At 66.9% G+C, this 18376-nt stretch carries 21 protein-coding genes; 8 read left to right on the forward strand and 13 right to left on the reverse strand.

Features of this window, described 5'->3' with window-relative positions:
* The first annotated feature begins 38 nt into the window (after positions 1-38).
* Positions 39-665 carry a helix-turn-helix domain-containing protein gene (locus ABZX86_RS21590; protein WP_355126840.1) on the forward strand — a complete coding sequence of 209 codons (627 nt, stop codon included), beginning with the start codon at positions 39-41 and terminating at the stop codon, positions 663-665.
* Positions 666-772: 107 nt separating this feature from the next.
* Here the strand turns inward: ABZX86_RS21590 and ABZX86_RS21595 are convergent, their stop codons facing one another.
* Positions 773-1408, reverse strand: coding sequence for a TetR family transcriptional regulator (locus ABZX86_RS21595; RefSeq protein ID WP_355126016.1), 636 nt, complete (start codon positions 1406-1408; stop codon positions 773-775).
* 95 nt (positions 1409-1503) lie between these two features.
* Here ABZX86_RS21595 and ABZX86_RS21600 point away from each other — a divergent pair, with 95 nt between their 5' ends.
* The gene (locus ABZX86_RS21600; RefSeq protein ID WP_355126018.1) at positions 1504-2286 is read left to right on the forward strand and encodes an SDR family oxidoreductase; all 783 of its coding nucleotides are present in this window, start codon (positions 1504-1506) and stop codon (positions 2284-2286) included.
* 95 nt (positions 2287-2381) lie between these two features.
* Here ABZX86_RS21600 and ABZX86_RS21605 read toward each other — a convergent pair whose 3' ends face one another.
* The gene (locus tag ABZX86_RS21605) at positions 2382-2969 is read right to left on the reverse strand and encodes a helix-turn-helix domain-containing protein (protein ID WP_355126020.1); all 588 of its coding nucleotides are present in this window, start codon (positions 2967-2969) and stop codon (positions 2382-2384) included.
* An 87-nt stretch (positions 2970-3056) separates the two neighbouring features.
* Between ABZX86_RS21605 and ABZX86_RS21610 the strand changes: the two genes are divergently transcribed.
* Positions 3057-3950, forward strand: a complete 894-nt coding sequence (locus ABZX86_RS21610; protein ID WP_355126022.1) for an NADP-dependent oxidoreductase — start codon at positions 3057-3059, stop codon at positions 3948-3950.
* Between the two features lie 163 nt (positions 3951-4113).
* Here ABZX86_RS21610 and ABZX86_RS21615 read toward each other — a convergent pair whose 3' ends face one another.
* On the reverse strand, positions 4114-5115 hold the full coding sequence (locus ABZX86_RS21615) for a serine/threonine protein phosphatase (protein WP_355126024.1): 1002 nt from the start codon (positions 5113-5115) through the stop codon (positions 4114-4116).
* 58 nt (positions 5116-5173) lie between these two features.
* Positions 5174-5353 (reverse strand): hypothetical protein, encoded by a 180-nt coding sequence (locus ABZX86_RS21620; RefSeq protein WP_355126026.1) that lies wholly within the window; start codon positions 5351-5353, stop codon positions 5174-5176.
* A gap of 146 nt (positions 5354-5499) precedes the next feature.
* Between ABZX86_RS21620 and ABZX86_RS21625 the strand changes: the two genes are divergently transcribed.
* On the forward strand, positions 5500-6129 hold the full coding sequence (locus ABZX86_RS21625) for a glyoxalase (RefSeq protein WP_355126028.1): 630 nt from the start codon (positions 5500-5502) through the stop codon (positions 6127-6129).
* 12 nt (positions 6130-6141) lie between these two features.
* Here the strand turns inward: ABZX86_RS21625 and ABZX86_RS21630 are convergent, their stop codons facing one another.
* Positions 6142-7191: a mechanosensitive ion channel domain-containing protein gene (locus tag ABZX86_RS21630; protein ID WP_355126030.1), complete on the reverse strand. Its 1050-nt coding sequence runs from the start codon at positions 7189-7191 to the stop codon at positions 6142-6144.
* Between the two features lie 462 nt (positions 7192-7653).
* Positions 7654-9282, reverse strand: a complete 1629-nt coding sequence (locus ABZX86_RS21635) for an alkaline phosphatase family protein (RefSeq protein ID WP_355126032.1) — start codon at positions 9280-9282, stop codon at positions 7654-7656.
* 123 nt (positions 9283-9405) lie between these two features.
* Between ABZX86_RS21635 and ABZX86_RS21640 the strand changes: the two genes are divergently transcribed.
* A complete protein-coding gene (locus ABZX86_RS21640) occupies positions 9406-10290 on the forward strand; it encodes an LLM class flavin-dependent oxidoreductase (protein WP_355126034.1) in 885 nt (294 codons plus the stop codon).
* 23 nt (positions 10291-10313) lie between these two features.
* Here the strand turns inward: ABZX86_RS21640 and ABZX86_RS21645 are convergent, their stop codons facing one another.
* Positions 10314-10898 (reverse strand): helix-turn-helix domain-containing protein, encoded by a 585-nt coding sequence (locus ABZX86_RS21645; RefSeq protein WP_355126036.1) that lies wholly within the window; start codon positions 10896-10898, stop codon positions 10314-10316.
* A gap of 64 nt (positions 10899-10962) precedes the next feature.
* Here ABZX86_RS21645 and ABZX86_RS21650 point away from each other — a divergent pair, with 64 nt between their 5' ends.
* Positions 10963-11916, forward strand: a complete 954-nt coding sequence (locus tag ABZX86_RS21650) for a TauD/TfdA family dioxygenase (protein WP_355126038.1) — start codon at positions 10963-10965, stop codon at positions 11914-11916.
* 22 nt (positions 11917-11938) lie between these two features.
* Here ABZX86_RS21650 and ABZX86_RS21655 read toward each other — a convergent pair whose 3' ends face one another.
* The 6 genes from ABZX86_RS21655 to ABZX86_RS21680 all read right to left on the reverse strand — a co-directional run bounded on the left by ABZX86_RS21655 (position 11939) and on the right by ABZX86_RS21680 (position 17481).
* Entirely contained in the window at positions 11939-12349 is a 411-nt protein-coding gene (locus tag ABZX86_RS21655; RefSeq protein ID WP_355126040.1) for a helix-turn-helix domain-containing protein, read from the reverse strand.
* Positions 12350-12536: 187 nt separating this feature from the next.
* Positions 12537-13385, reverse strand: coding sequence for an NAD(P)H-binding protein (locus ABZX86_RS21660; protein ID WP_355126042.1), 849 nt, complete (start codon positions 13383-13385; stop codon positions 12537-12539).
* A gap of 5 nt (positions 13386-13390) precedes the next feature.
* On the reverse strand, positions 13391-14395 hold the full coding sequence (locus ABZX86_RS21665) for a saccharopine dehydrogenase NADP-binding domain-containing protein (protein ID WP_355126044.1): 1005 nt from the start codon (positions 14393-14395) through the stop codon (positions 13391-13393).
* Positions 14396-14543: 148 nt separating this feature from the next.
* Positions 14544-15737 (reverse strand): cytochrome P450, encoded by a 1194-nt coding sequence (locus tag ABZX86_RS21670; RefSeq protein WP_355126046.1) that lies wholly within the window; start codon positions 15735-15737, stop codon positions 14544-14546.
* Positions 15738-15777: 40 nt separating this feature from the next.
* The gene (locus ABZX86_RS21675; protein WP_355126048.1) at positions 15778-16509 is read right to left on the reverse strand and encodes a DJ-1/PfpI family protein; all 732 of its coding nucleotides are present in this window, start codon (positions 16507-16509) and stop codon (positions 15778-15780) included.
* Between the two features lie 15 nt (positions 16510-16524).
* Positions 16525-17481, reverse strand: coding sequence for a GlxA family transcriptional regulator (locus ABZX86_RS21680; RefSeq protein WP_355126050.1), 957 nt, complete (start codon positions 17479-17481; stop codon positions 16525-16527).
* 114 nt (positions 17482-17595) lie between these two features.
* Here ABZX86_RS21680 and ABZX86_RS21685 point away from each other — a divergent pair, with 114 nt between their 5' ends.
* Together ABZX86_RS21685 and ABZX86_RS21690 are read left to right on the forward strand one after the other, a co-directional pair.
* A complete protein-coding gene (locus ABZX86_RS21685) occupies positions 17596-17979 on the forward strand; it encodes a thioesterase family protein (protein ID WP_355126052.1) in 384 nt (127 codons plus the stop codon).
* Positions 17979-18368 carry a thioesterase family protein gene (locus tag ABZX86_RS21690; RefSeq protein WP_355126054.1) on the forward strand — a complete coding sequence of 130 codons (390 nt, stop codon included), beginning with the start codon at positions 17979-17981 and terminating at the stop codon, positions 18366-18368. The genes ABZX86_RS21685 and ABZX86_RS21690 overlap by 1 nt, the downstream gene beginning before the upstream one ends.
* Positions 18369-18376: the final 8 nt, after the last annotated feature.

An 18376-nucleotide genomic window follows, 5' to 3' on the forward strand; every position in this document is an offset into this window, starting at 1 on the left:
AAGTCTACTTTAAAATATCAAGTGATCGTGGGAAAATGATGCGTAGCTACGGCCAGTACTGCGGGCTCGCCCGATCTCTCGAGGTCGTCGGCGACCGCTGGAACCTGCTCATCGTCCGCCAGCTCCTCATCGCCCCCGCCCGCTACCGAGACCTGATCGACGGTCTGCCCGGCATCGCGACCAATCTGCTCGCCGACCGGCTCCGCGACCTCGAGACCTCCGGTGTGATCGAGCGGCGACTAGCGGGCGCAGGCAGTGTGGTGGAATACGCCCTGACACCGTGGGGCGCCGAGCTACGCCGGCCGATCGAGAGCCTGATCCGCTGGTCCACCCCCCTGATGCTCCGCGGCCCCGAGGGCGACTCCTTCCGCCCCGAATGGCTCGCCCTCGCGGTACCGGCTCTGCTCGACACCCGGGTCGAGGTCCGCCCCTCGGCGGCGATCGGCCTCGAGATCGGCGGCCCGCCCCTCCAACTCCGCTCCACGCCTTCCGGATTCGCGGTCGGACCGCATGACGGCCGCGCCCTCGATGCCACCGTCCGCGCCGACCCCGCCTGCATCCTCGGCCTCGCTGCCGGCGCCCTCGCCCTCGGCGACGCCCGCGCCCTCGGACTGGTCGAAATCGACGGCGCCGAGTCCGTTGTCCGCACCGTCTTCGCCGCCTGACCGGGCCGCTCAGCCCGGCGCGTGGTGGCGGCAGCGCGTCCCGACATCGGATCTGAAATGCCGCACGAGGACGTCAGGTCTTGGCGCTCAGCGTCTTTCGGTCACCACTACAGGAGATTGTGGGTGACGAGGCGGGTGAGGCAGGTGTCGACTGCGTCGGCGGCGGAGTCGGGGCCCTCGCCGGCTGCCCATCGTTCGGTGGCGAGGCGTACGGCGGTATTGGCCATGGCGGCGGTGAGAGCGACGTCGAGGTCGTCGGTGGGGCGGCCGCTGCGGGCGGCGATGATGGGGATGAGGCGAGTTTCGCAATCCTGTTGCACGCGTAGCCAAGTGGCGCGGAGAGCGGGGAGTTCGGTGGCGGCGCGCAGCAGGGGGCGCAGGAGGGTTTCGGCGATGCCTTCTCGCGCCAGTGCGGCGGCGGTGGCGGTGCGGTAGGAGCGGCTCAGGGCCTCGCGCAGGGGGAGGTCGGGCGGGCAGTTGGCCAGTTCGGCGGCCCAGGCTTGGGTTCCGGTCGACAGTAGGGGGGCGACGACGTCTTCCTTGCCGGGAAAGTAGCGGTAGAAGGTGCGCAGGCCCATGCCCGCTGCTGCGGCGATATCGTCGACTGTTGTTGCGGTGTAACCATTTTCGGCGAAGAGCTGGGCGGCGACCAGCGCCACTTCGCGGCGGGTGGCCGCGCGGCGGGTCTCGCTGAGTGTCGGACGGCCGGGGCCGGGCGCGGGACGGTTTCGCTCGCTGATCACAGGCGTACTCTACCGGGCTCGGAACATTTAATGGCGCAACATGTCATTTATGGCATATCGTGTCAGGAACACCCCCGATGCCGAGGAGCAGACCCATGAACCGACTCGAGAAGCGCCGCATCCTGGTGACCGGCGCCGGATCCGGCATCGGTCAGGCCACCGTCCTTCGCCTGCTCTCCGAAGGCGCGCTCGTGGTCGGCGCCGACGTGAACGTCGAGGGTCTGGCGCTGACCCGCAAGCATGCGGCCGTCGCGGGTACCGATACCCGCCTGACCACGCTCGAAATGAACATCGGCGAGGAAGCCAATGTCATCGCGGGCGTCAAGAGCGCGATCGAATCGCTGGGCGGACTGGACTCGCTGGTCAATGCGGCGGGCATTCTGCGCGCGGCGCACACCCACGAGACCTCGCTCGAGCTGTGGAACCAGATCATCAATGTGAACCTCACCGGTACCTTCCTGGTCATCCGGGAGGCGCTGCCCGCACTGCTGGCCAATTCGAGCAGCACCATCGTGAACTTCAGCTCCACTTCGGCCAGTTTCGCGCACCCCTACATGGCGGCGTACTCCGCGAGCAAGGGCGGCATTCAGAGCCTGACCCACGGGCTGGCACTGGAGTACGGCAAGCAGGGCCTGCGCGCGGTCAGCGTCGCCCCCGGCGGCATCAAGTCCGGCATCACCGACGCGACCCTGGGCTACCTGCCGGCAGACTCCGACTGGTCCTTTCTCCAGCGTCTGATTGCCATTGTCCCGCAGGACAACCCGGAGGAACTGGCCGGACCCGAGAACGTGGCCGGTGTCATCGCCATGCTCGTCTCGGACGACGGTCGCTTCATCAGCGGCACCGAAATCCGCATCGACGGCGCCGCCCACACCTAGACCACGAAACCCGCCAGGTCGAGTCCTGAGCTAAGTCGGCCCTCGCGGAAACCGCGAGGGCCGAACACTTTTCGACGAATGTGCGAATGCGCGAACTACCGCGCATCGACGCTGCCGGTGACCGCCCAGGCTGCCTCGATCATCCGGAAGATCTCGTTCACCGTGGCTTCCGGGTCCGGTGACTCACGACCCAATGAATAGGCGTCGATCACGAATCTGGCGATCGTCCGGCAGGCCGTTGCGGGGGGCGGCTGGTCGAGATCGGCGGCGATAGCGGCCGCCAGCGCCTCCGCGTGCCGCAGGCGGACCGACCCGTCGTACTGCCGCAGAGCGGGTGAGCTGTCGATCATATGCCAGATCGGGGCGGCCTCCGGCGCCGCGCAGTGCCGGACCATGGCCTGGATCTCGTTGCGCAGCGCGGGGATCAGCGGTTCGTGCGGTGCCCGGTCGGTGACCGCGTGCGTGAGCCGGGATTCGAAGTCCTCGTCATGCTCGAACACCAGGGCCTCTTTCGAGGGAAAGTGCGCGAAGAGCGTGGTGACGGCCACGTCAGCCTCGGTGGCCACCTCGCGGATTCCCACGGCGTCGTACCCGTGTTCCAGGAACAGCCGCCGGGCGGCCGCTGCGATCTTCCCGCGGGTCGCGGCCTTCTTTCGCTCCCGGCGTCCGGTCGGCACGTCCACGCCGCCGATGCTATCAGATACGAATATGCATCAATCATGAAACACTATCCGTTGCAAAACACTAACGGTTAGCGTTATATTGGAGGCATGAGAGCGATACGCTTCGCCGAATTCGGCAGCCCGGATGTGCTGGAACTGACTGAGGTGGCCGAGCCCCATGCCGGTCCTGGCCAAGTGCGCATCGCCGTGCGCGCGGTGGGGGTGAATCCGCACGATTGGCGGGTTCGCGAGGGGCAGTTTCAACGAGTCCACCCGCTCCGGCTGCCAGTCGGCCTCGGGCAGGACGCCGCAGGCGTGGTGGACGAAATCGGTGACGGTGTCACCGATTTCGAGATCGGTGAGCATGTATTCGGCCGAGGTTCGAACACGTACGCGGAGCACGCCGTGCTCTCCAGTTGGGCGCGCCTGCCCGAGGAGCTCACCTTCGCCGAGGCCGCCGGGTACCCCTCGGTGGTCGAGACCGCTCTGCGGATCATTCGAATGGTCGGTGTCCAATCCGGGCAAACACTGCTGGTCAGCGGTGCAGCCGGTGGGGTCGGGTCGACGGTATTGCAGATCGCCCGCGACCGGGGGATCACGGTGATCGGCACCGCCGGGGCCGCGAACCAGGACTACCTGCGAAGCCTCGGCGCGATCGCCACCACGTACGGCCCGGGCTGGGTCGAGCGCATACGCGAGTTCGGTCGCATCGACGCTGCCCTGGACCTCAACGGCACCGGCGTCCTGCGCGGACTCCTGGACCTGACCGGAGACCCGGACAAGGTCGTCACCATCGCCGACCTCGAGGCGCCGATGCTCGGCATCCGATTCGCCGGCGTCGCCGGAAGCATGCCCGACGCACTCGCCACAGCCGTCGACCTCGTTCAACGCGGCAAGCTCCGCATCCCGGTCGACCGGTCATACCCGCTCGCCGCAGCCGCCGCGGCGCACGCGGACAGCCAAGCTGGACACACCCGCGGGCGCCGCGTCCTGCTCGTCTGACGCACACGAAGCGGTCAGCGCCGCACCGCGGAAGATCCACGGACCGTGGGGATCTGGTGCCCAGGGAGACCGTTGTGTGGGCCGCGGCCGGCGAGATCCCGTGGCCGAGCCGGAACGCGCGGTCGGCCGGCCATACGCTTCAGGGGAGTCCGCCGGTGCGCAGTCACGCAGGGTATTCCGCGTGGATGTCGCCGCCGAAGAGTTTCCAGTAGAAGGCGTTCATCTTCGCGGCGGCGGGTGCATGCCGGGTCAGGATCGCAGCCACTTCCGGGTGCACGTCGTGCGGGATATCGCCTGCAGCGCAACGAATGACGTACTCGTTGCGTGCCGAGGGTCCGCCGTTGGGCGATGTCGGTATGCCACAGACGTCGGTAACCAGCCAGTTGACCAATCGCATCGCGGCGTAGTCGGCGTCATGGGTGATGTGTTGTTCGGCGAAGTCGCGCTCGGCGGCTGACAGGTCGAATCGCGGCGATGTGGCCAGCCCGAAGTCGCAGAGATAGATCCGGGTCCCGTCGGTGCGCATGTTCTCGAAGTGCCCGTCCATGTGCAGCAACTCCCGATCCCGCAGAAACGCCACGATCTCCGACAACTGCCGCTCGAGTGCGGATGCCTTGCCAATTGGGTTCTCGCACAGCAGGTCCGCCATCGAGTACGGGACGTACTCGCAGAACAGCACAAGGCTGCACGATGCGGCGGCCAGCGCTTCGAGCCGGGTCCGCACCGCCGAGGAGCCGCCCTGGGCGGTGACGACGGTGTCGATGTCGGCGTGTTCGGCTGCGATCGGCGACCGGCCGGGTAGTACCCGCCAGTGGAAGAGGATAGGGAACGCCTGCGTCTCGCCGCACAGCACGGCTTCGGTGACGATATTGTTCGCCGCCAGCTCGCGCCATGCGTTGAAACTTGGGCCGCCGATACCGTATTGGCAGAACACCGGCAGGTCGAACAGGTTCGCGGTGGCGCCTTGGTTGGCGACCTCCCGGTCGGTCAGTGGTATCCGCTTGGCGAACACCGGTACGCCGTCTACGACGAGGACCGCCGCGTCACCGCCCACACCCACGTTCACGACGCGACCGCTGCCTATCAACTCAGCGAGCTCGATATCGCTGCGGGAGGCCAGGATTGCCGAGAGTCGTTGGTGGCAAGCAATTCTGGCAGCTGTCATCGCACGATTCTGTCACCGCACAGATGATTCACCACAGGTTCGGTTGGCTCGCAGGAGTCTACGGTGCGAGTTCCTCGTTGCCGATGGCATCCTGGATCGCGTCGATCTGGTTCTGAACCACCTCGGCGCGAGCCACCAGTTCGACGCGATCGGGCTCGGTGAGGCTCTCGGCGTCGAGCTTCTGGTAGACGCACGAGAGTGCGGACCGTAGGTCCTCGAGCTGGGTACCGGATTCCATGAGAGCTCACCCTACGGACCGAACTCTGCGGCGCGCGGCGGAAGGTGTCTGCGTGGTCGGACGGTGAGCCACCGACTGCGTCTCAGTGGTGGGTTCGGTGGTCGGCACGGATGTGACGGCGGCGGCCCGAATCTAGCGTTATGAGCATGGAAATCAACGTAAACACCAGCACCGACATCAACATTCAGCTCGAGGTGGCCGACCCCCGGGCCGCTGCCGCGATCTACGACGCCGCGTTCGGGCTGGGGGAGCGGCTCGGGTTCCGGGCTTCCCCGGCGCCCACGACCGGTTTCCGCGGATTCATCTTGTCCCTGGTGGTGTCACAGCCCTCCACCGTCGACAGCCTCGTCGGCACCGCGGTCGAGGCCGGGTTCACCGTCCTCAAGCCGGCGAAGAAGAGCCTGTGGGGTTACGGCGGGGTGGTGCAGGCACCGGAGGGGACGATCTGGAAGATCGCCACCTCGAACAAGAAGGACGTAGGCCCGCTCACCCGCGAGATCGACGACCTGGTGTTGCTGATGGGCGTATCAGATGTGAAGGCCAGCAAGCAGTTCTACACCGATCGCGGTTTGACGGCGACGAAGAGCTTCGGCGGCAAGTACGCCGAGTTCGCGCAGCCGGGCTCGCCGGTCACCCTGGCGTTGTACCCGCGTAAGGCCGCCGCCAAGGAGGCGGGGGTCGCCCCGGACGGCAATGGTCCGCACGGCCTGGTCATGGCCAGCGGTATCGGTTCGTTCGCCGACCCGGACGGATATGTGTGGGAGGAAAAAGCCTGACCGCCTGCGGGCTCAGGGCGGAGGCTCGTGCATTGCCACAGCGGCGGTACGGGCTCGCGGTAACGCCTCGGGGGCTTCGCGTACCAGATAGTCGATCAGGTGCTCACGCAGCTGAGCGGTGAGGTCGGCGGCCATGCTCGGGGTGGGAGCGGTAAACGAGATCTGCAATCGCATGCAGGCGAGGCCGGTCTCGGCCTCGGCGACCACCAACGCCCATTCGTCCTGATCCCAGAGGGGGGAGTTCTCGATGAGCCGGCGCACCTCGTCGCGGATCTTCGGGACCGGTGCGGCGAAGTCGACATTGAGATAGGTGTCGGTCCGGACACCCGGGTGTTTGCGGGTCCAGTTCTCGAACGGCATGTTCACGAAATAGGTCACCGGTACCACCACCCGCCGGTAGTCCAGCATGCGTATGACGACGTAGGTCAGGGCGAGTTCCTCCACGACGCCGCGCTTTCCGTCCACGACGACCATATCGTCGATGCGCACCACGTCACCGAAGGCGATCTGCAGTCCCGCCATCATCGAGGCCAGGGTGTTCTGCGCGGCGATACCGATCACCAGGCTCAGCAGGCTCGCCGAAGCGAACAGGCTCGTCGCGATGGGGTGGGTGGCGGGGAAGGTCAGCATGATCACGATGAGGGTGGTGAGCCAGATGAGCACGGAGGCCATCGTCTCGAAGACCCGCATCTGCGTGCGGATCCGCTGCAGCCGCTGCGGGTCGTCGACCGTGGTCCGGCCGAATCGGGCGGTCGCCAACGCGATCAGTACCGCGGTGATCCGGGTGGCCAGCCAGCCCGCCGACAGGAGAACCACGACATTGAGCAATGGTCCGAACCAGCCGTTGACCTCTGCCGTCGATTCCAGCACACCTTGATATGTCCGCAGCAGCAGCAGAAACGCCATCAGCACGAATGGTCCTTGGCAGCGCTCTGCCAACCGCCAGATCTCCGCGCTCATCCCGGACCGGCCGACAAGACGCGTCATCATCCGCCGCAATACGAAACGCAGGACGAGGGCCGAGACAGCGATGATGGCGACAACCAGCAGGCGTCCGAGCACTTCAGCACCTCCGTCTCAGCCGGATCGATCGCATCGATCATTGTCGCCAGCAACCACGCGCGCCGAGCAAGAGCCCACCGTCCTCCCGGCGATTCGAGCACTGCCACCGCATTGTGGAACGCACTCGACACGGCAAAGGCGCGGTGGGGGACGTGTTCGTGACCCGTTCGGCAATATCTGGTGGATCACTGCCATCGTTGAGAGTGTCGCGCCCGAGGAGGGGATGCGGCGTCTGGAATTGCCCGGATATCGAGAGCAGATGCGGTTCGCGCAGGAATCGCTCGACGCCGAACTCAGCGGCCGCGCCCACGGCTACGCGAGTGCCGTCGTCACGCAGTAACTTCGAACTGCGAAGGCGACTGTGGGACAGAACCGCGGGCGGGAGTTCAGCCGGGATCCACACCGCAAGCACCCCAGCGGTTTTCAGTGGATCCCGGCCTAGTGTGCACGGGCTTTGTGGACCTAAGCCCCGGGCAGCACCGCGGTGTGTTCGGCTGCTACCGCGTCGAGTTTGACGGGGTCGAGGCCGAGGCGGTGCAGGATGGTCGGCGCGATCTGAGTAAGTGCGACCTCGCCCTTCTGCTCCTGCTTGCCGATCCCATTGCCTACCACGACAAGTGGGACGTGGCGGTCGTCCGGCGTCATGCCGCCGTGTTCGGCGATTTTGGATTTGCCGGCGGTGTAGACGGTGCCGGGGGTGACGCCCGCGTATACGTCGGGGACGCGGGGGTCGTCGAAGTTCACGCCGAAGAAGGCTGCGGCGTCGGCGCCGACGTACAGCTTGTCCTTGTCGACGCCGGAGGCGGTGTAGGGCTTGGGGTTTCCGGCGATGTCGGTGGCGGTGCCGTTGGTGGTGAGCAGCTTCTGTTTCACGAAGGCGGCCGCGGCGGCGGAGCGGTCGGTGAGCCACATGAGGAGGGCGGAATCGTCCACCGAATGGGCGATGAGTTTGGGGGTCGCCGGATGGGTTGCGGCCCATTCGGTATCGATGGCATCGATGATTTTCTTGTCGTCGATGCGGGTCAGGCTGTCCGCCTTGATCGGTGCCTGTCCGTGCTTGGCGGTCAGCACGATGGTGGTCTTGTCGCGCAGGCCCGCCTGATCCAGCGCGGTGACCATGCGTCCCAACTGCTGGTCGACGAAATCCAGTGCGCCGCTGAGCAGTGCGCCGGGCTTGCTGTCGGGCTGGTAGCCCTTGGACGCCGGCAACTTCTGCGCCGTGGAGACGGTTTGGAAGTTCATGCCGAACAGCACCGGCACCCCGGCATCGGTGGCGCCCGAATGATCCTTGCCCGCAATCTCGTTCACCACGCTGTCCACCTTGTAGGTGTCGTAGCGGCGGGTGAGGGTGTTGTTCTTGTCCCAGCTGTCGGCGGCGGGGTCGTCGGTGGCGCTGCTGCTGATCTCCGGAGTGAACAGGTCGTCGATCGAGCGCCCGCCGCGTCCGTTGGCGATCTGATACGCCGGATGCTTGTCCGTCCACGCCGTGCGATCACCGGCCGCGTGCAGCACCGAGAAGACCGTGTTCACCTTCAGATAGTCGGCAGGGGCGAGCGGCTTGCAACCGGCCGGATCCACCGGCAGCTTCGCCTGGTCGATGACCGTGGTCGGATCATCGGTCATCCTGCCGATACTGTCGGGCAGCCCGGCCAGCCCCTGACCACCGTCGATGCGGTGCACGTTCTTGTCCAGGTCTTCGGTCAGATCGACCTGCGCACCCTTGGCGGCATGCGCGCAGTCGGTGGTACCGGCGGGCAGCAGATCGCGTGCCCAGGAATCGTCGTAGTACACCCCGGTGGTCTTCGGGCTGCCGCCGGTCAGCATCGCCATCAGGCCGGGAAAGGAATCCGAGGGAATCGGAGTCTGCGCGTTCGTGTAGTGCGCACCCTGGCCGACCAGCTTCCCCAGATTCGAATCCGGATGCGCCGCAAGATAATCAGTCAGATCCGACTCGTGCATCCCATCCACCGACAGCAGCAGCACATGCTCATCACGCCCACTGGAATTCGCACTCCCGCTGGAGCATCCGCTCGCCACCAGTCCTACCGCGGCACACGCACTCACTACCGCCACACCAACTCTGACCTTCATCACCGGCCGAAAGCTAGCCGCTACTCATGACCGCCACCTTGCGCCGCGATGATGGTTGCCCGAACTCTGGGTCTGTCCGGCATTCCGCGGGTCTCGATCGCGCCGCCGGTGCACAGTGGTCGGATGGATATTGGTATCGCACTGCCCACCATGTGCCGGGGCTATGACCGGCGCTCGACCGTGGATTGGTGCCTGCAGGCCGAACAGGGACCGTTCTCCAGTATTTCGTGTGGTGAGCGGATGTCCTTCCACAATCCGGAGATGTGGACGACCCTGGCGGCGGCCGCGGCACTGACCGAGCGGGTCCGGATCATCGCCAATGTCGCTGTGCTGCCCGCGCATCCGCCCGCTCTGGTGGCAAAACAAGCCGCGACAATCGATGTCCTGTCCGACGGGCGCTTGACGGTGGGAGTCGGCGTCGGCGCCCGGCCCGATGATTACCGCAGTCTCGCAGCGGATTTCGGCTACCGTCACGACCGCTTGGAGCGTGGAGTCGCCGAACTGCGCGAGCTCTGGTCCGGTACCCCGTCCACGCCGGATGGCGACCCCATCGGCCCGCCCTGTGTGCAAGCGGGTGGCCCGCCGATACTGGCAGGCGCGCTCGGACCGAAATCGCTCGCCCGCGCGGCCCGGTGGGCCGACGGCGTGGTCGCCTTCAGCCTCAGTGGCGTACCCGCCGAGATCGCCTGGGCTGCCGATTCGGCCCGGAAGGCCTGGGCCACCGCCGCGCGAGATACCGCGCCCCGCTTGGTGAGTGGCTGCTTCTACGTACTCGGCGTACCCGACCCGGCCGCGGTGCTGCGCGAGTTCACCGCCGACTATCTGGCCTTCTTCGGATCCGAGACCGCCGGGACCACCGCCGCGGCGATGACCACCTTCGATGCCGCCGCGCTGCACCGCGCACTCGACGGCGCGGAAGCCGCCGGGCTGGACGAATTCATCCTGGTCCCCGGTTCCACCGACCTGGCGGTGCTGGACGCGACGATCGAACTGGTCGAATCACGCTGAACCACAAGGATTTCGCCGGACGGTCAGTGCGGTTCGATGATCCGCTTGGTCTCGGCATTGATCGCCTCGCGCAGTTCCGATTCGGAGAGCTCCTGTAATCCGGTGGCCGAGCGCAGGAACGGCTCGAACAGTCGCCAGCCCATTTCCAGGGCAACGGTATTGGCGACGGCGAGCCGGGCCTCACGATCGTTGTCGTGGCGTTCCCTGATCTGGTCGACCAGGCTGGACATGGTCGGGAAGCGCTGCTGCAGCTTGCCGACCTCGTAGCCGTCGAGAATGGCCCGGGCCAGTACCTTCCACTGCCGCTCGACCTGCGCCTCCAGCGCCGCGCGGTCGGCCTTCGCTTCGATGAGCTCGGCCGAATGCGCCCCGAGGTAGTCCAGTACCGCGGCGACGAGCTGATCCTTGGCCCCGAAATGCCGGAAGATCAACCCGTGGTTGACGCCGGAGCGGGTGGCGATATCGCGAATCGAGGTGGCGGCCGGACCGCGTTCGGCGAAGAGATCGGCGGCATGGGTCAGTACCGCTGCGACCACCTCCGCGCGGCCCATCGGGACGTCGGCATCATTCTGAGAGTCTGCTGTAGACGATTGACTACGTGTAGTCATCTGACTACGTTAGCACTCGGGCGCTGTAGTCATTCGACTACGCATGCACGAGGAGATGGTTCTGATGGAAACGACCACGAAGACCGCCGACGTCGGCAACCGCATGATCCAGCCGTCGCGGTTGGACGGGTACCCGCTGATCGTGGGTCCGTTCACGCATGTGGCCGCCGAACGCGATCGGCTCTCCGCGCTGCGCTGGCAGCATCTCGAGGCGCGGCAGGTGGGCGCGAGCATCGGTGCGGAGATCAGCGGTGTCGACCTCACCGTGCCGCTCGCCGCCGAGGTGATCGCGGAGATCCGGCAGGCGCTGCACGAATACAAGGTCATCTTCTTCCGCGATCAGACGATGGCGCCCGAGCAGCACATCGCCTTCGCGAAGCGGTTCGGCGAGTTGGAGATTCACCCGTTCATTCCGTCCAACACCGCCCAGCCGGAACTGGTGCGCTTCGAGAAGAGCGCTGAGGTGGCCGGTTTCGAGAACTCCTGGCATCACGATGTGACCTGGCGCCCGCAGCCGTCCATGGGCGCGGTCCTGCACGGCATTTCGATCCCGGCGCTCGGTGGCGACACCCTGTTCTCGGATATGTACGCCGCCTACGAATCACTCGATGACGAGACCAAGGAGCTGATCGAAAACCTCGACGCCGTCCACGATTACACGCAGGCGTTCGGCCGCTTCGTGCCCGAGGAGCAGCGCGCGCAGATGCGTGTGCAGCACCCCGCGGTCACCCATCCGGTGGTCTGCACGCATGCCGCCACCGGCCGCCGTCACCTCTACGTCAATCGGGTCTTCGTCTCGCATATCGACGGAATGGACGCGGACGAGAGCCGGGCGCTGATCGACCGGCTGTGCCGCCAGGCCGATGCGCCCGAACACCAGTGCCGGTTCCAGTGGGAGCCCGATTCGATTGCCTTCTGGGACAACCGGGCGGTCCAGCACTATGCCGCGAGCGACTACTGGCCCGCGATCCGCGTGATGGAGCGGGCGTCGATCATCGGACCGCGACCGGCGCGCTGAGCGCGCGCCGACGGCAGCGGACCTACGCGCCGACCAGGTTCCCGCGCAGGATGGCCTCGGCGGTATTGGCCGGCCATTCCAGTCCCGCGTCGAGCTTGGTCAGCGTCTCCGCCGTGGGCTCCTCGATCAGGCAGCGCTCGATCTGGCTGACCGTACCGGCGGCCGGTCCGCCCTGCTTGGCGACATCGCCCTGGGTCCAGCTCTTTTCGCGGCGGCGCTCCTTCACCTTGTCGGCCAGCGCCTTGATATCCGGCGCACCCGCCGCACTCGCGGGGACCGGCTTTGCGGCGGGGGCCGCCTTCGGCGCGCTCGCCGCGGCGGGCTTGGCAGCGCTCACCTCGGCCGATTTGGCCGCGCGCGCTTCGGCCTTCTTCTTCACCGGCGCCTCCGCCGGTCGGGTGCCCGCACCGGACAGAAACGCCTGCGTGGTCATTCGTGACCGCTTCCGCCTACCGATCTTCGCCATATGAACCCTCCCAGGTCTGTCGCTGCCCGCTGTCGCGCGAGCTTGGGGAAGACTGCCACGACTGTGCGGCCACCCCGGGCAGGAGTGGAAAGCTCGGCGTGCCGTGCGGCGATCGTGTAGCAAACCGGGGCGGTGCGGGCGGCCACGACAATGGCTACCGTTCGGTTGCGCCCAGGGTGCGTGGGGGATGACCGGCGTACCTCTCGATGGATTCGGTGACCTGGAACAGTTCGTGGCCGGAGCCGATGGCGGCGAACATGGTCCAGAGCTGGGTGAGGTGTTCGACGGTGACCTCGTCCCGATAGATCGACCGAGCGGATTCGGCCCACCGCTCGGGGTCGGCGTCGACGTACGGGACGCCGAGGGCTGCTGCCGCCGCACCGGAGGTGCGGATTTCACCGGCCAGCCACAGCACCGGATCCACCGGGTCCGCCGTGCGCAGTACTCCGGCGGCCACGTCGGCGACATCGTCGGCCGCGATCAGCGGCAGCACGGTATCGGCGGAGCCGAGCGGCAGCGCCAGTTCGCCGCGATCGCCGATGGCCACGCGCAGGTTCTCGAAGAAGACCGCGGCGCGCAGATGCACAGCGCCGATCTCCGCACGATCGAGCACCTGCTCGGCCACCCAGTGCCGGCGCATATGCGGGGTGCCCGCATTGTGTGCCGAGCCGAGCTGGGAGACCGCGACCACCCTTTCCACCTCGTTCGCCCGGGCCGCAGCCGCGAAAACGGCTGTGGCATCGAGCATTCCGGCGGTGACCGGATAGGTGAAGTAGGCGCGCCGCACGCCCTCCAGCGCCGGCAGGACCGAGGTGATCTCGCGGAGATCACCCACGACGATCTCCGCACCGAGATCCTTCAGCCCGGCGACACGGCCGTCGTCGCGGTGCACGAACGCACGCACCGGAAGGCCCGCCCGCAGCAGCGCTTCGGCGACGGTCCGGCCGGTGCCGCCCTGACTGCCACCGGAGGCCCCGGTGACGAGGATCGGTTCCGTACCCATGCCGCTCACCGCTGTTCCGGTAGTTCGAGGGTGAACACACCGCGGTCGGCGAGGGTGGTCAGGAATTCCGTCGAGTCGAAAGCCTCACCGGGACTTGCCACTCCGCTCTTGGCCGCGCCCTCCGTGAGCCGGACCGCGGCCTCGGCCGAGGTCAGTGCGGCGGCCAGCCACAGATCGCGCCCGCGCAGATTTCCGGCCGCCGCACCGTGCGCCCCGAGAACCTGTGCGGTAATGGTGAATTCACTGGCGGCCCGTTCGTCGGCGGCGACGTTTTCACTGCTGAAGGCCTGCTCCTCCTCGAAGGTGCGGGCGGTGAGCTGCGCCTCCACCGCCCGGGTGCGCACATGCCGGGGCACGGTGACCGCCTCCGGGAACGGCACCGGGGCGATCATGGCGCGCGGCCCGACCGGCGGCGGGAAGGCGAAGATCGCATTGCGCGGTTCCACGAATCCGAACCGCGGTGCGCCGTCCTCGAATCCGATGCGGTCGGTATCGGCGAACAGCAGCCGGGCTGTTTCCACCGCCCCGTGCGTCATCTTCCAGTTGTGCACCGCGTAGGCCACGGTGACGCGGTCGATATCGGACATATTCCGCGCGACCGCGCCCGCCAGCAGATCACCCAGCCCGCCGTAGAAACTCACGCCGGGCAGCATGGTGATTCCGGCGTGCTGTGCTCGCTCGGGGAAGGTGTCGAAAAGCTGCTTCACATAGTGCACTTCGACGGAGTGATCGATGTAGTGACAACCGCCGTCGACCGCGGCGGTGGCGACCGGCAAACCGGTGGTGGCGAAGGGCCCCGCGCAGTGAATGAGCACATCGGCGGCCTCGGCGAGTGCTCGGAGCGCCCCGGGATCATCGAGTGGCGCGGCCATCACCCGGGCCGGGCCCAATCCGGCAAGTGCGTCCGGATCCCGCCCGGACACGATGACATCCTTTCCGCGAGCGAGGAGTTCGGCGGTGACCAAGCGGCCGGTATGGCCCGTGGCCCCGTAAATCGCAAATACAGCCATGAAGATCAACTCTTTACGCTGATAGGCAATGCAAAACGTGCCGATCCAGCGTAAGTCGCCCCACCGACAGGTTCCGGTGGCGTTTCTGATCGCAACCGATCAGCGAATCAGGTTCGCCCGCAACGATCCTCACCCGGCAATGAGCGCGCTAAGGCTGTAACCGGACCGGCAAAGCGGTGAGCCCGTGGATCACCGGATTCGCATACCAGCGCAGACGGGAGTCCTCGACGGCCAGGCTGAGATGCTGGAAGCGCTGGAGCAGAGTGGTGAAGGCGATCCTGCCCTCCAGGCGGGCCAGGGGAGCGCCGACGCAGAAGTGGATGCCGTGGCCGAAAGCGAGGTGGCCCGCGCGGTCGGCGGTGGGGTCCAGATCGTCCGGGTCGGGGTAGTGGCGGGGGTCGCGATTGCCGGCGGCCAGGCCGATGTAGACGATCTCTCCGGCCGGAATGACGGTGTCGCCCACCGTGATCGGCTCGACGGTGAAGCGGGGCGTCGCCATATCGACCGGGCCGTTGAAGCGCAGGAATTCCTCGATCGCGCCGGGAATCAGCTCCGGATCGGCGCGCAGCCGCTCCAGCCAGGAGTGATTGTGCAGCAGGGCGAGAGTGCCGTTGCCGATCAGGTTCACCGTGGTTTCGTGGCCGGCGACCAGGAGCAGCAGGGCCATTCCCACGATCTCCGGCTCGCTCAGCTGCGCATCTTCATCGGTGATCAGGGTCGACAGCAGATCATCGCCGGGATGTGCGCGCTTGTCCTGCAGCATATTTCGCAGGAAGTCGCTGATCTCGCTGTAGGCCCGGGCCGGGTCGCTGCCGCGATCGGGCGTTCCGACGAGCGTCCGGCTCCAGGCACGGAAGGTGTCGCGGTCCTGGATGGACACATCCAGCAGGTGGCTGATCACCGTGACCGGGAGCGGGACCGCGAAGGCCTCCAGCAGATCGACCTGATCGTGCCCGGCCATCTCATCGAGCAGTTCGTTCGCGGTCTGCTCGATGATCGGCTGCAACCGCGCCACCCGCCGCGGCGTGAATGCCTTGCCGACCGCCTTGCGCAACCGCGTATGGTCCGGCGGATCGGCATTGAGCATATGCCGCAGCACCGTGTCTGGCCGCGGATTGCGCCGTGCCCCAGGGCGTTTGCGCGCCAGCACGGTATCGAACCGGCTGATGTCCTTGCACAGTCGCGGATCGGCCAGCGCCGCCCGGCCCTCGTCGTATCCGAGAATCAGCCAGCGGTCGAGGCCGTCACCGAAATCGACGCGACGCACCGGCCCCTGCTCCCGCCAGCGGCGGTAGAACCGGTGCGGATCGGCGAAGAACCAGGCATCGAGCAGTTCGCTCACACCTCGACGCTACGGCAATTCAGCTCGGCGCTAGGGCAATTCAGCGCCGCGCGAACCCGCGTTCGCGCACGCGATTGAGCGTGAGATTCCAGAAGACAGTGGCGACGTCGAGTGGGATTCGCGGCCTGGCAGCGATTTTGGTCATCGCCAGACGGGTCTTGCGCAGCAGCTCGGCGGAGGCCTTGTCCGGATGGCCGGTGTCGAACGGCGGCTGCGGGTCGTATTCGATGCCCAGCTGCACCATCTGCGCGGCTTCGGTCCCGGCGATCTCGCCGACCAGCCACAGTCCCAAATCGATGCCGGCGGAAACGCCTGCGGCGGTGACGATCTTGCCGCTGCGCACGATCCGCTCGTGCGGTCGCGATTCCGCGCCGAAGGCGGCCAGCATCGGCTGCGCCGACCAGTGCGAGGTAGCCGGGTGGCCCCGCAGGATGTCCGCCGCCGCCAAGATCATCGAACCGGTGCACACCGAGGTGGTCCACTGCGTTTTCGGATGCACGCTGCGCAGCCAATCGATGAGCTCCCGATTGGCCATGGCCTCGGTCGTCGCGGTCCCCGAGCCGCCCACCAGCACCAGGTCGGGTGCAGGCGTCTCCGCGAAGGTGTGCGTCGCGCCCAGGACCAGTACGCCGCTGTCGGACACGATCGGCCCGACTTCATTGGAGACGAACCGCAATTCGCTGCCGGGCAGCGAGCGCAGCACCTCATAGGGTCCGATCGCGTCCAGGACTGTCATGCCGGGGTACAGCACGATGGCGATTTGGAAGGTCATGGGGCACTCTTTCTTTCAGAAGCGGGTGAAGCGTGCGCGATATTCGCCGGGCGGTATGCCCAAGTGGCGGTGAAAGATTCGGTAGAGGGTCTCCGGACTGCCCAGTCCGACGGCGGCGGCGACCCGATCCATGGGTTGATCGGTGGTTTCGAGCAGTCGCCGTGCCGCACCGATGCGCACCTGTTCGACATAGCGGGCCGGGGTGGTTCCGGTCTCGCTCACGAAGACCCGGGAGAAATGCCGGGTGCTCATTCCGACCTGCTCGGCCAGCCCCGCGAGGGACAGATCGGCGCTGAGATGGTCCTCCATCCAGACCTGCAGGGTGCGAAGCGAATTCCGCTTCGGCGGATTCGCGGCGAGCGGTGCGCTGAATTGACTCTGCCCGCCGGGCCGGTGCAGATAGACGACCAGCCAGCGCGCGACCTCACGCGCCAGATCGGGCCCGTGGTCGGCGGCCACGATGGCGAGGGCGAGATCGATCCCGGCGGTCACCCCGGCAGATGTCCACACAGGCCCGTCGCGGACATAGATCCGATCGGGTTCCGTTGTCACCGACGGAAACTGCTCCGCCAGCAGTTCTCCCCCGGACCAGTGCGTGGTCGCCCGGCGACCGTCGAGCAGTCCCGCATGCGCGAGCAGGAAGGTGCCCGTGCAGACCGATCCGACCCGCTCGGCGTAGGTTGCCGCCCGCCGGATTCCCGCCACCAGTTCGAGGTCCGCGCTCGCGGTCCAGACGGTCAGCCCGCCCGCGACGAGCAGGGTGTTCACCGGTTCGTGCCAGTCTGCGAGTGTGTGCTCGGCGGTCACCACCACCCCGCTGGAGGTGCGCACCGGCCCGGCTCGTGTCGCCGCGACCTCCACCCGATATCCCGGCGTCGCCCCCAGGGCCGCGGCAGCGGTGAACACATCGGCGGGCCCGGCCAGATCCAGCAGCTGGAATCCGTCGTAGACGACCATCAGCACCACCCGCATGCCTACAGCCTGCGGCTCCCGTCCGATGGCGTCAATGACACGACTCTTGCAATTCGAGCCATTTCGAGACCGCCCGGTCCGAGCCGCCGCGGGGCGGCTTGATAGAAATGCCGGGTGGCCCGACACCTGTTCCTCTGCCCGCTGCGCTGGTCCGATATGGACGCGGACGGCCATGTGCACAATGCCGTCCACCTCCGCTACCTGGAGGAAACCCGGATCGACCTGTTCCGCTCGCGCGGATTCCGCGGGGCGAGCGTGGTCGCGCAGATGGATATCGACTATCTGACGCCGCTGCGGTACCGGGCCCAGCCGGTGCGGGTGGAGACCTGGGTGAGCAAGGTGGGCACCTCCTCCTTCACGCTGGTGCAGGAGATCCGGGACGAGGACGCGCTCTATTCGACCGCCACCTGCACCATGGTCGCCTTCGATCGGGACGCGCAGCGCTCGCGGCCGCTGCAGGACAGCGAACGCCATATGCTCGAGGAGCTGAGTGCCTGATGCACACCTACGCCATCCAGCTGCGCCGTACCGATATGGATGCCTTTCAGCACCTCAACAATGTGGTGTTCGCGCAATACCTGGACGAGGCCCGGTCCGATCTGCTCGCCAGGCACGAAGCGGTGGCGGGGCCGTGGCGCGTGGTGGTGGCGGGCCAGCGGCTCAGTTACCGCACCCCGCTGACCTTTCGCACCGATCCGGTCACCGTGACCACGGCGGTGGAGCGCATCGGGAACAGCTCCTTCACCCTGGTGCACGAGATACGGGACGCCGAATCCCTGTATCTCACAGCGACTTCCACCTTGGTGGCCGTGTCGGACAGTGCTCCCCGGCCACTGGACGCCGCCGAGCGCGAGTATCTGACGACCTTGATTTCGCCGCAGAACTGAGGCCTGCG

Source organism: Nocardia sp. NPDC006630 (assembly GCF_040611495.1).
Lineage (GTDB): Bacteria > Actinomycetota > Actinomycetes > Mycobacteriales > Mycobacteriaceae > Nocardia.